Origin of the sequence: Thermococcus sp. M36 (assembly GCF_012027355.1) — an archaeon.
Lineage (GTDB): Archaea > Methanobacteriota_B > Thermococci > Thermococcales > Thermococcaceae > Thermococcus.
Genome location: NZ_SNUH01000002.1, coordinates 277,594 through 289,963 on the forward strand (window position 1 = coordinate 277,594; position 12,370 = coordinate 289,963).

The window sequence follows — 12,370 nt, forward strand, 5'->3', positions numbered from 1 at the left end:
CTGGCTCTTTTATCCACGATAAGCTTTTTATACCAACGTTTCGACAGCCATCTCAATGAGGCGTGAAGTAGAGGCAATGCGCGACCAGATCGTCAGTGGGCCGATAGTGAAGACGCTCATCGTGCTAGCCTATCCTCTAATCATAAACCAGCTCGTTCAGGTTCTCTACAACCTCACCGACACATACTGGCTCGGGAAGCTCGGGAGGGAGGAGCTGGCGGCACCGGGGACGGCGTGGCCGTTGGTGTGGTTCTTCATGGCCATAGGGATGGGCTTTGCAACGGCAGGCTTCGCCTTCGTGAGCCAGTACGTCGGGGCGAAGGCGTATGAAAAAGCGAACAGGGCCGCGGGAGCGCTCTACTCCCTCATGATGTTCTTTGCTATCGGTGTTGGAATATTCGGCGTTATCTCCGCCCCATACCTCCTTGAATTCATGAACGTGAGCGACACTGTCTACCCCTACGCCCTCGACTACACGAGGGCCATATTCGGGGGCATTCCCTTCGCCTTCACGCTGTTCGCCTTCAACTTCCTCCTGAGAGCGATAGGCGACACAAAAACGCCCGTCAAGATAAACATAGCAACCGTGCTCCTCAACCTGGTTTTAGATCCATTCTTCATCTTCGGCTGGGGGCCGTTTCCAGAGCTCGGAGTCGTCGGTGCGGCAGTGGCGACAATGCTCTCCAACAGCCTCGGCTCCATAGTCGGCGGCTACCTGCTCTTCAAGGGGAAAGTGGGGATTCACCTGACCCCTGAGAACCTCCGGCCTGACTGGGAGTTCTACAAGCGCATCTTCCGCGTCGGGATTCCGGCGAGCGTTGGCTCATCGACCACTGCTTTGGGCTTCGTCATACTCGCAAGGATCATATTCACCCTCGGCGGCCAGTTCGGCAACGCCGACGTCGCTTTCGCAACCTATTCGATAACCAACAGACTGACCAACTTCATGTTCGCCTTCTCAGACGGGATAAGCATGGCTATGGGGACGATGGTGGGCCAGACCGTCGGGGCGAAGCTCTATGAGAGGGCAAAGGTCATAGCGGAGAAGACGATGGCCATAAACTTTACAATACTAGGCGTCGGAACGCTGCTCTTCACCCTCTTCAGGGTCGAGATATTCAGCTTCTTCATAAACGACCCGGCGATAGTAGCCGAGAGCGCCAAGGTCGTGAAGTACTTCTCGGCCTCGCTCCCGTTCTTTGGGATATTTTCAGCCGTCAACAACGTCTTCCAGAGCTCCGGGCACACTAAGAAGAGCATGGTGCTCTCGATGCTCCGCCTGTGGGGCATGAGGCTCCCGCTGAGCTACGGGCTGGGCCTCTTCATGAGGGACACAGCCGGGCTCTGGCTGGGGATGGGCTTAAGCAACTTCCTCGGGGCCCTTGTGGCGCTCGCTTGGTTCCTAACGGGGAGCTGGATGGAGAGGATAATTGAGGAATCCGCGAGCACATCATAAACCTTTTATATCAGCGTTTCGATTGCGGTCTGATAGGCAATGCGGGACGGAAAAATCCAGAGGATGCGCGAGCAGATACTTAACGGGCCGATTGAGAGAACCCTGCTCACCCTCGCGGGGCCACTGATCGTAAACAACCTTGTCCAGGTAGTTTACAACATAACGGACACGTTCTGGCTGGGCAAGCTTGGCAGAGAGGCACTCTCCGCCCCCGGAACCGTATGGCCGATAATCGGGACGCTGATGGCCCTGGGAATAGGCTTTACCACGGCGGGCTTTGCTTTTGTCGGGCAGTACATAGGTGCGGAGGAGTACGAAAAGGCCAACCGCTCGGCAGGGGCTTTGTATTCCCTCATGACCTTCTTCTCGGTCGCGACGGCAATAATAGCACTGCTGGTGCTTCCTTACGCGCTGCGCTTCATGCGGGTTAGCGAGAACGTCTACCCCTACTCCCTTACCTATGCCACGATAGTTTTCTTAGGCCTGCCCTTCTCCTTCGCGTTCATGGCATTTTCGGCCCTCATGCGAGCCACCGGCGACACAAGGACACCGGTTAAGATAACCCTCCTAACCGTGGCAATAAACATAGTCCTCGATCCGCTCCTCATATTCGGCTGGCTCGGCTTTCCGGAGATGGGCGTCGCCGGTGCAGCACTCGCGACGGTCGTCGCCAACGCCGTTGGGGCAGTGATAGGGCTCTACCTCCTGTTCAACGACCGCGTGGGAATAAGCCTGAGCCTTGAAAGCCTCAAACCGGACTTCGAGTTCTACAGCAGAATCTTCCGCGTCGGCCTTCCCTCCAGCATAGGACAGTCGGCGAACAGCTTTGGCTTCGTCATCCTGACGAGGATAATCTTCGGCTTCGGCGACGTCACCTACGCGGCATACACTATAACGACCAGACTGGTCAACTTCCTGACGAGCATCTCCCGCGGAATAAGCATGGCGATGGGAACCATGGTCGCCCAGAACGTCGGTGCAGAGAACTACGGGCGGGCGAAGAAGATAGCGGAGCGCACGATGGCCGTAAACTTCGCCATAGCCACCTTTGCGGTTCTGGTGATAGGAATCTTCCGCGTGGAGATATTCCGCTTCTTCCTCGACGACCCGGCGGTAATAAAGGAGAGTGATGTAGTTCTTAAGTACTTCCTAATCTCGGTGCCCTTCTTCAACGGGGTTTTCATAGTCGTGAACAGGGCCTTCAGCTCAGCGGGACACACCAAGAAGAGCATGGCCCTCGGAATATTCCGCCTCTGGGGATTGAGGATACCCCTCAGCTACGCCTTTGGCTACGTGCCCGCGCTGACGTTCACATTAGCGCTCCTCGGCCACAGAATTTTTGTCAGAATCCCGCTCGCAGAGCTCTTCAACTTTACAAGCCGGGGAGTCTTCTTCGGCATGGGCATGAGCAACTTCATAGCCGCCCTAGTGGCCCTCGCCTGGTTCCTGCGGGGGACGTGGATGAGGCGCATTATCGGGGAGGAGTCAAAAAAGTGATACACCATTGGCAAAAATTGGCAGGCGGAAGTCTAATAAACCCAGCGCCGAAGGCTCTCTGGTGAGACGCATGAAGAGGGACGAACGCTGGGAGGGTGTCTACTCCTTCGAAGACAGCCCGTTTATAATGGAGATACTGACCGAGCTGAGGGACGAGAGGACAGGGCCGATACCCTTCAGGAAGGGCCTCGTCAAGCTCGGCCGCTATATGGCCTATGAGATAACCAAGACCATGGAGGTCGAGAGGGTAAAGGTCAAAACACCGCTTGAGGAGACCGAGGGGACCCTCATAAAGGACAGGCGCAACGTAGTCATAATAACAGTTCTCCGCGCGGCGATACCGCTGATGGAGGGGCTCATCAAGGTTCTTGACCACGCGAGGGTTGGAATAGTCTCGGCCTCCCGCGGAAAGGCCCCGAAGTTCGAGATAGAGATGAAGTACGTCAAGGTGCCACAGGTTAAGCCGGATGACACCGTCATAATAGCCGATCCTATGATAGCCACCGGCTCGACGCTCATCAAGGTTCTCGAAGAGGTCAAGAAGTACGGGAAGGCCAAGCGTTACGTCATAGTCGGTGTTCTAGCGGCGCCAGAGGGAATAAGCAGGATAAAAGCCGCCCATCCCGACGTCGAGATGTTCGTGGCGGCGATAGACAGGGAGCTCAACGAAAAGGGCTACATCTTGCCCGGCCTCGGTGATGCCGGCGACAGGGCCTTTGGAGCGCCGATTAAGCTCTAACTCCGTTTTTCTTTTAGGTGCGGCCACGTTGGCTTAACTCGACTGCGCGTTCGCTGTCTACCGCTCACTCCTCCCTTATCATCACCAGGAGCATCTTAAACCTGTCCAGCGCCGTGAGCGCGTGGGGTTCGTTGGCCGGCATAATTATCATTTCTCCCTCCTTTAGCCTGTAGGGCTTTCCGGATATGGTGACCTCCACCTCCCCCTCAAGGACGTAGACCATGGCATCAAAGGGCGCCGTATGTTCGCTCAACCCCTGCCCCCTGTCAAACGCAAAGAGGGTTACGGTGCCTGTTTTTTTGTCCAGCAGTGTCCTGCTTACTATTGAGCCTTCCTGGTACTCGACAAGCTCCTTCAGTTTTTTAACTCCGGGTGCAGCCGTCATCTGGAACCACCTTCATATATTTGCCGGTGAGGTATAAATACCCTCTCCCGCAGTGTTTTTATATCCCGATCCTCAACTGGTCTAAGGTGTCGCCATGGTCACGCTCATCATCGCCGAGAAGCCCAACGTAGCCAGGAAGATTGCCTACGCCTTAGCTGAGGGCAAGCCGGTGAGGAAGACCATCGGAAAGGTTCCCTACTACGAGTTCACCCGCGACGGAAAGAAGATAATAGTCGCCCCGGCGGTTGGCCATCTCTTCTCACTCGCACCGAAGACCAAAACCTACGGCTATCCTGTCTTCGATATAGAATGGGTTCCTGTCTACGTCGCCGAGAAGGGCAAGAGCTACGCGAAGGACTACATTAAAGCCTTGGCCACCCTCGCCAAGAGGGCCGACGAATTCGTGGTTGCATGCGACTACGACACCGAGGGAGAGGTCATAGGTTATACCGCTCTAAAGTACGCCTGCGGCGTTGATCCGTCCAAGGCCAAGCGTATGAAGTTCTCCGCCTTAACGAGGAAGGATCTCCTCAAGGCCTGGTACAACCTCGAACCGACGATAAACTTCGGAATGGCGGACGCTGGAATAGCGCGCCACGTCCTCGACTGGTACTGGGGAGTCAATCTCTCCCGCGCCCTCACCTCAGCCATAAAGCGCGCCAGCGGCAAGTGGCAGGTTCTCTCAACCGGCCGCGTCCAGGGGCCGACCCTCAAGTTCCTCGTTGAGCGCGAGAAGGAAATCCAGAACTTCAAGCCAACTCCCTACTGGGTCATCAAGATGCTTCTGGAGAAGAATGGCCAGCAGTACACAGCGGTTTATGAAAAGGAGCGCATACTGGACGAGGCCGAGGCCAAGCGCATCGTCGAGGATGCGAAGAAGGGACCTGCCTTCGTCGAAAAGATGGAAGTCAAACAGCAGAAGAGGAATCCGCCGGTTCCATTCGACCTTGGAACCCTACAGAGGGAGGCCTATTCAGCGTTCGGCTACAGCCCGAAGAAGACTCTGGAGATTGCACAGAAGCTCTACGAGAGGGGATACTGTCTCCACCCCGATTCACTCATACCCACGCCCGAAGGTGTGAAGAGGATTGCTGAACTTCCAAAAGAAGGGGAGGTTTTTGCCCTGGACTTCGATTTGAAACTATCGAGGGCCAGGTACCGTCTGCTTGAGAGGAACGCCGATGAGCCCATGTACCGCGTCACTCTGAGGGACAGGACGGAGCTGTACCTCACGGGAGACCATCCGGTTCTGGTCTATCGCGATGACAAGCTCATTTTCGTCCCTGCAGAGGAGCTGAAGGAAAGCGACCAGGTAGTCCTGTTGATCAATAAAAACGATCCCCACCCAGCGGAAAGGCAACCAACACTTCTTGACTTCATCCTTGAAAATGCAGCTTCGATGAAAGACTACATCCTCTACAAGCCGGATTTCGGGAAAGTCCTGATGGAGAGGATAAAGTACAAGGGGCTGAAGACCGAGCTCCTCTGGAAGTTCAAAATCAAAGAGCCAACCTATTACAAATACCTCCGGGGCAAAATGCCGGTTCCGGTGATGAAGGTTATCCTCGAAAACGGTGCTATCTCAATGGAAGAGCTTAGGGAGGTTTTTCTGGGCTTTTCCCACAGCACATCCCTGGCCCCTGTAACGTTTGAATTCAGCGAGGATTTCTGGTACCTCTATGGATTCGTCGTCGGGGACGGCCACCTTGAAAGAAAGGGCGCCATCACGATTTCCACAAAGGACAGGGAAGAGGAAACCCTAAAGGCACTCCGTGAGGTCGCTGACTCACTCGGCGTTCCCTTCTCATACGACCAGAAGTACCGGGTAATAACTATCCGCAACAAATCATTAACGAGGCTCTTTGAGCTCCTTGGGTGTCCTTATGGTAACAAGACCGAGGTTTTCAGAATCCCAGGGATAGTGATGGCAAGACCTGAGTGGATTCGGGCATTTCTGGCGGGCTACTACGATGCCGATTCCCACATAGGCACAAAACCTACCGGGGGCAAAAAAACGCTCTCCCCGCAGATAATCCTCACGTCAAAAAACAGGGAAGCGATATACACCGTTAAACTTATGTGGCAGCTCCTCGGTGTCGGCACATACCTGTGGGAGAAAAAGGATAAGAATGGAAACTTTGTCGCCTACGAGCTTAAAGTGTACTCACGGGACGCGCTCCGGTTCTATGAGGTTATGAAACCCCACCTCAGGGTGAAGAAACGCGAGCTTGAGCAGGTCAGAAAGGTGGCAATAAGAAAAAGGAAAGCCTACTCCCATCACTACAGTATCCTCAGAGTTAAGAACTGGAAGGAGAAGCTGAGAACCGACAATTCCCTTTGGAAAAAGTTCCACATGTCCAACCAGACCGCCCATGGGAGTGGCATAGGCCTCGATAAGCTTGAAAGGATAGCCGATTATATCACCGACAATGACTTAAGAAGGATTGCCAGCGGTGACGTTTACGTTCTCCCGATAAACAGGATTGAAAAGTTCCACTACCGTGGCAAAGTTTACGACCTGGTTGTCGAAGACTACCACAACTTCATAGCCAACGGCGTCGTTGTCCACAACTGTTCATATCCTAGAACCTCATCCCAGAAACTGCCGAAGAACCTGAACCTCAGAACGATACTCCAGAACCTCGCCAAACTGCCAGAGTACAAGCCTTTCGCCCATGAGCTTCTGGGGAAGGATAAGCTCAAGCCTGTAGAGGGCAAGAAGGAGGACCCTGCTCACCCGGCCATCTACCCCACCGGCGAGCTTCCAAAGGCCGGTGAGCTGACCAGGGACGAGGCCAACCTCTATGACCTCATCGTCAGGCGCTTTCTGGCCCTCTTTATGGAACCTGCCGTGAGGGAGATAGCGAAGGTGGTAATAAACTCCAACGGTCATCGCTTTATTTTGAGCGGGGCGAGAACCGTAAAGGAGGGCTGGCTGAAGGTCTACGGGAAATACGTCAAGTTCGACGAGGTAATTCTGCCCGCCTTTAAGGAGGGCGAGCCAGTCAAGGTTCTCCAGATAAAGCGCGAGAAGAAGAAGACGAAGCCCCCGGCGAGATACTCCCCGGCGGCCGTAATCAAAAAGATGGAAGACCTTGGAATTGGAACTAAAGCCACGCGCGCCCAAATCCTTGAGACGCTTTACAGCAGGGGCTACATCGAGGGCAAGAAGAAGATAAAGGTCACCCCCCTCGGAATGCGCGTCGTCGAGGCCTTAGAAAAGAACGTTCCGGATATAGTAAGCGTTGAGCTGACGAGGGCCTTTGAGGAGAAGATGGAGGATATAATGGAGGGCAAAGCGAAGAGGGACGAGGTCATCGAGGCGAGCAGGGAGCAGTTGATTAAAATTCTCAAGGTCTTCAAGGAGAAGGAGCTCGACATAGGTAAGATGCTCCTCGAGACGACCGGAACGGGGGTAACGACCTCTAAAGGCTCCGCCAAGGTTTCTGACGGCTCTTCTAAGGAGTCCAAGGGGACTGCCAGCTCCAAGGCTCAAGAAGGCCGGAAAACGGGGAAGGGGCTCGTTCTCGGCAAGTGCCCCAAGTGCGGCGGTGACCTGGTCGTTCGCTACAACAGGAAAACGGGCAAGCGCTTTGTGGGCTGCTCCAACTGGCCCAAATGCGACGTCACCTACCCGCTCCTCCAGCGCGGCGAGATAATTCCGACGGACAAGACATGCTGCGGCGGCGCGCCCGTCGTTAAGATACGCGAAAAGGGGCGCGAGTACGAGATATGCCTCGACATGAACTGCAAAGAATGGAACAAAAAGAGGGCATAGCGTTTCAGAGGAGTTCCCTGAGCAGCTTTATCCTCCTGGGACTCAGGATGACCTTCGGGTGCTTCAGAAGCGCCTTTATTATCTCCCCGTAGTCGCCGCTGGCTATCTTCTCAGCGTCAGCGCCGCTGAGCAGCTGTATGAACAGGTCAAGGTCCTCGTCGGTGAGCTTCTCCGTGACCTTCCTGACCTTGAGAACCTTCTCAAGCCTCTTTCCGTCGGTCTCCCACCACTCCTTCGTGTAGTTCTTGAGGAGTTCGAGGTTCTCCTCTTCCAACGCTTTTACAATCCACTTGCTCGCTATGGTTCCAGCCTCCATGGCCTCGGCCATTCCACCACCGTGCATCGGGTTGACCTGTCTGGCAGCGTCGCCGACAACGACCACGTTGCCCTTCGCGAGCTCTTTGACGAAACCGCCGACCGGGACAACGCCGACGTTGACTTCAAGTATCTTCTTGAACGGTATGTCGTTCTCCTTCAGCCACTTGTCAAGGTAGTACTTCGCGGTGTTCGGGTTGTCCGAGTTTATGCCTATCCCGACGTTGGCCCTGTCCTCGTCCTTGGGGAAGACCCAGACGTAACCGCGCGGGGCTATCTCGTTGCCGAACCAGAGGTGAATCAAATCGGGGTCGTAGCCCTCTATGAGCATCTCGTACTCGTAGGAGGAGTCGAACTCGTGGGGAGGAGCGTAGGTGTTTATGCCCGCCTTCCTGGCGATCATGCTCTCAACACCGTCGGCGGCGACTATGATGTCCGCGTAAATCTCGACCGGCTCGTCCTCGTGCCTGGCCTTTATCCCGACGACCCTGCCGTCCTTCCTTATGACGTCCTTCGCCTCGGTTCTCGCGAGGACGTCGGCACCCTCTCTGGCCGCATAGTATGCCAGCATCTTGTCGAAGACCTTCCTCTCAAGGATGACGCCGCTAACGTCCTTGTAGCGGAGTTCCAGTTCGTATCCGCTGGGAGAGTAGAGCTTTGCACCGTAGATCTCGCGGTTGATGTAGCGCTTGTCGTAAGGGATGTCGTACTTCTTAAACACGTTTATGCTTATGCCCTCGGCACACTGCTTGGGGGTGCCTATGGCGGGCTTCTTGTCAATGAGAAGAACAGAATAGCCGGCTTTAGCCACGTTCCTCGCAACTATCGGGCCGGCAATACCGGCACCGACGACAACGACGTCATATTTCATCTGCTTCATTCGCTCACCTCCAGAGGTTCGGCGCTGAGGGCGCCAACGGGACAGGCGTTGATGCATATTCTGCACGAGATGCACTTGTCCTGGAAGAACTCCCAGCCGCTTGAGTGGACTTCTATGGCGAGGGCCGGACAGACACCGGCACAGCCACCGCAGAGGTAGCATTTGTCCTCGTTGACAACGACTTTAATCTTCTCCGGCATCGTTTTCACCGCCGATTCTTTGTTTTAGCCTTTCCTCGTCGATTTTGATGACTCCGTCTTTTATTATTAACGGTACGAACCTGTCCAGCTCCTGGGCCTTCACCAGCACCTCCCTCTCCTTCAGGTTGAGCCTGTCGCTGAGCTCGTCAACGGTGGCCTCACCGACGAGTAGGACGTAGTGGAGTATCGCGAGCTGCGTCATGTCGCCTATCTCTTCGAGGTACCTCTCCTTTATCTCCTTCATGAGCCTGTCGCGCCTGCTCTCAACGGCCTGAAGGAGCTGGAGTATCTTGTCCAGCTCGGAGGTCAGCTCAAGGAAGGAACCCACCATGCCGAGCAGGCCTTCGTTTTCAGAGGGTATTCTCGTGAGGTCTATCCGGGCCTTCTCTAGCATCGGCTCCCCGAGCTCAAGCCCCCTGTACCAGAAAAGGTTTGGGGTCACCGTGGTCACGTAGGTCTTAGCTATTGCTATGTCGTAGTACTTCCTCGCCGGCCCTATGAAGGGCCCTTCCCTCTCGTAGGATCTCAGAATGCCCTCTCGCTCCATGATTTTAAGGTGTTTTGCCACAGCGGTCGAGGAAACGCTCACCTTGCTGCTGAGGAAGCTGAAGTAGCACTCGGTGCAGGTGAGGTGGCTGAGCAGGTCGCGCCTCACCTTGTTCCCCAGTATGTAAAAGATGTCTGGCTCAGTCATGACCCACACCACCCAGATCTGTGACGCAAAGCTTATATAGTGAACATTCAACCTTAGGTTGCAAACCTGGAGATTAAACTCCACGTGGTATTGTGCTCAAAACGTTATAAACCTTTAGATATGGAGGTGTTGGGAAATGGGACTGATTAGCGACGCTGACAAGAAGGTCATCAGGGAGGAGTTCTTCTCCAAGATGACCAACCCGGTTAAGATCATCGGGTTCATCGGCAAGGAGCACTGCCAGTACTGCGACCAGCTCAAGCAGCTCGTCCAGGAACTCGCGGAGCTGAGCGACAAGCTCACCTACGAGTTCCACGACTTCGACAGTGAGGAGGGCAAGAAGCTCGCGGAGCAGTACAGGATCGACCGCGCTCCGGCCGTCACCATAACCCAGGACGGCAGGGACATGGGCGTCAGGTTCTTCGGCCTTCCGGCAGGACACGAGTTCGGGGCATTCCTGGAGGACATCGTTGACGTCAGCAACGCCACCACCGACCTCATGCCCGACAGCAAAGAGGAGCTTGCCAAGGTCGACAGGGACGTCAGGATACTCGTCTTCGTCACCCCGACCTGCCCGTACTGTCCGCTCGCCGTCAGGATGGCCCACAAGTTTGCCCTTGAGAACGCCAAGGCAGGCAAGGGCAGGATACTCGGCGACATGGTTGAGGCCATCGAGTACCCGGAGTGGGCCGACAGGTACAGCGTCATGGCCGTCCCGAAGGTCGTTATCCAGGTGGACGGGGAGGACAAGGTTCAGTTTGAGGGCGCCTATCCGGAGAAGATGTTCCTGGAGAAGCTCCTCGCGGCCCTCGAGTGAGGGCCTTTATCCTTTTACCCCTTCGGCAGTTGTTCACATCGTCCCACGCGGGGAGGGTTCTTAAGCGGACTGGATGTTTTTACTGTTCGAGAGTGCTCGCTGCCGTAGATTCAGACGTGTCAAAAGTGGATGTTTAATCCCGCCCGCCTTTTCACGGAAAAGTTATAAATACCCCGAACCAGCCCATAGTGGGGGATCAAATGGGAACGGGAATCGGCGGCGTTACCATCAGTTTCACCGGAGAGCTCGATGATGGATTTGAGGACGCTTTTAGGGGCCTTTTTGCACGGCGCTACCTTCCGGATGTGAATGACTCGTCAGGAAGGCCGGACATACTCATTGAGAGATTTAAGGGGGACGAGTTCAGGGTGTTCAGTGCCGTCTATGACCATATGGACAGGGACGAGTACAAGATAGAATCAAGGGTGCCATCCGCCTACGGAAACGAGGCTCCTATATTCTTTATACTCCAGGCGGCGGCCAGGGCGGCAGCAAAGGATGGGAGGATGTTTATAACGGACTCCGTCAGTGTTGTGGCGCCCAGCGGAAAAGCGATACTTTTCGTTGGCTACCCGCACACAGGGAAGAGCACGATGTCAGTTCTAGCCATGGCCAAGGGGCTACCCGTCCTGAGTACAGAAAATACCGTGGTCGAAGTCCGGGGGAAATCCCTGTATATAGTCGGAGGAACGGAGGTTCTTGTCTACGACCCGAGGGTGGGTGGAATATACGACGTTGACATGCCCTATGACGAACAGACACGGAGCGGATACAGGATAAAAGACCTGAGGGGAGACCCCGAAAGGGAGAGGCTCCTCAAGAAGGGTGTTGAAATAGACATGATCGTAGTGCTCCATGCGGCGTTCAACTGCGGTGAAGCCAGTTTTTCCAGAATAAAGGGAAGGAAGGTCAGAAAAACGCTCTGGTACTTCTCAACCGCCTTGATGAAGGGCCTCGACTACTACGAACCGGTGCCCCTTCATGTGCCGATGAACGAGTCCATAACACACAACCTGCGGCACTTCCTTGAGACTGCCTCAGAGAGCTACTCTGGCAGAATGTTCGAGGCCTTTGGAAACCATAGGGCAGTATTCGAGCGCGTGATAGAAATGGAAGTGTCCGATGCAGGGTGAGGGGCTAAAGAATTACCTAATTCATGATTTATTTAATTCTGTTTTTCGATTCTCCTAGAGTCTTATTGCAACCTCCGCTCTACGCCAACAATCCCTTCGACGCCCCGAACCTTTCAATTCTCCTAGAGTCTTATTGCAACTGTAGTTGAGGTCAATCCCGTACTGCACAGAATAGTCTTTCAATTCTCCTAGAGTCTTATTGCAACGAAGAGCAAGAGAGGCGTCACGATAGAAGAATGACTGCATTTCAATTCTCCTAGAGTCTTATTGCAACTTCCGACACCCCTATCCCCTCCTGGGCGGCCTCTGGCTTTCAATTCTCCTAGAGTCTTATTGCAACTCAATGGCCTCCAGAACTCCTTTGTACGTCGGTTCTTTGCTTTCAATTCTCCTAGAGTCTTATTGCAACCTATGATGTCCGGGGTCCCATAAGACCCCACTTCTATGCTTTCAATTCTCCTAGAGTCTTATTGCAA

The 12,370-nt window shown here is 54.6% G+C and carries 9 protein-coding genes, 2 pseudogenes and 1 CRISPR repeat array (1 of these 12 cut by a window edge); of the genes and pseudogenes, 7 read left to right on the plus strand and 4 right to left on the minus strand.

Translation table 11 applies throughout. The annotated features are described in order from the left end of the window. The first annotated feature begins 55 nt into the window (after positions 1-55). From E3E36_RS09320 to upp, 3 genes are all read left to right on the plus strand, one after another. Positions 56-1,456 (plus strand): MATE family efflux transporter, encoded by a 1,401-nt coding sequence (locus tag E3E36_RS09320; protein WP_167895137.1) that lies wholly within the window; start codon positions 56-58, stop codon positions 1,454-1,456. Positions 1,457-1,495: 39 nt separating this feature from the next. Then, on the plus strand, positions 1,496-2,953 hold the full coding sequence (locus E3E36_RS09325; protein ID WP_167895138.1) for an MATE family efflux transporter: 1,458 nt from the start codon (positions 1,496-1,498) through the stop codon (positions 2,951-2,953). Between the two features lie 70 nt (positions 2,954-3,023). Then, complete coding sequence (gene upp / locus E3E36_RS09330) at positions 3,024-3,692, plus strand: uracil phosphoribosyltransferase (protein WP_167895380.1); 669 nt, start codon at positions 3,024-3,026, stop codon at positions 3,690-3,692. A gap of 64 nt (positions 3,693-3,756) precedes the next feature. On the opposite strand, the gene E3E36_RS09335 is transcribed toward upp, so the two are convergent. After that, positions 3,757-4,077: a cupin domain-containing protein gene (locus tag E3E36_RS09335; RefSeq protein ID WP_167895139.1), complete on the minus strand. Its 321-nt coding sequence runs from the start codon at positions 4,075-4,077 to the stop codon at positions 3,757-3,759. A 94-nt stretch (positions 4,078-4,171) separates the two neighbouring features. Here E3E36_RS09335 and topA point away from each other — a divergent pair. Both topA and E3E36_RS14210 read left to right on the plus strand, forming a co-directional pair. Next, a pseudogene (topA, locus tag E3E36_RS09340) lies at positions 4,172-7,471 on the plus strand (DNA topoisomerase I); the annotation flags it as partial. 147 nt (positions 7,472-7,618) lie between these two features. After that, positions 7,619-7,855 (plus strand): annotated as a pseudogene (locus tag E3E36_RS14210) (topoisomerase DNA-binding C4 zinc finger domain-containing protein); the annotation flags it as partial. Positions 7,856-7,859: 4 nt separating this feature from the next. On the opposite strand, the gene E3E36_RS09345 reads toward E3E36_RS14210, so the two are convergent. From E3E36_RS09345 to E3E36_RS09355, 3 genes are read right to left on the minus strand one after another with little or no spacing between them, the layout of a single operon-like run. Further along, on the minus strand, positions 7,860-9,041 hold the full coding sequence (locus E3E36_RS09345) for an NAD(P)/FAD-dependent oxidoreductase (RefSeq protein WP_167895381.1): 1,182 nt from the start codon (positions 9,039-9,041) through the stop codon (positions 7,860-7,862). 5 nt (positions 9,042-9,046) lie between these two features. Then, on the minus strand, positions 9,047-9,250 hold the full coding sequence (locus E3E36_RS09350) for a DUF362 domain-containing protein (protein WP_167895141.1): 204 nt from the start codon (positions 9,248-9,250) through the stop codon (positions 9,047-9,049). Next, positions 9,234-9,944 carry a helix-turn-helix domain-containing protein gene (locus E3E36_RS09355; protein WP_167895142.1) on the minus strand — a complete coding sequence of 237 codons (711 nt, stop codon included), beginning with the start codon at positions 9,942-9,944 and terminating at the stop codon, positions 9,234-9,236. The genes E3E36_RS09350 and E3E36_RS09355 overlap by 17 nt, the downstream gene beginning before the upstream one ends. Before the next feature lie 136 nt (positions 9,945-10,080). On the opposite strand from E3E36_RS09355, the gene E3E36_RS09360 reads away from it, so the two are divergent. Then, positions 10,081-10,761, plus strand: coding sequence for a thioredoxin family protein (locus E3E36_RS09360; RefSeq protein WP_167895143.1), 681 nt, complete (start codon positions 10,081-10,083; stop codon positions 10,759-10,761). A 200-nt stretch (positions 10,762-10,961) separates the two neighbouring features. After that, complete coding sequence (locus E3E36_RS09365) at positions 10,962-11,894, plus strand: hypothetical protein (RefSeq protein ID WP_167895144.1); 933 nt, start codon at positions 10,962-10,964, stop codon at positions 11,892-11,894. Positions 11,895-11,936: 42 nt separating this feature from the next. After that, positions 11,937-12,370: direct repeats of the CRISPR family, unit length 29 nt; unit sequence TTTCAATTCTCCTAGAGTCTTATTGCAAC (it continues 472 nt past the right edge of the window).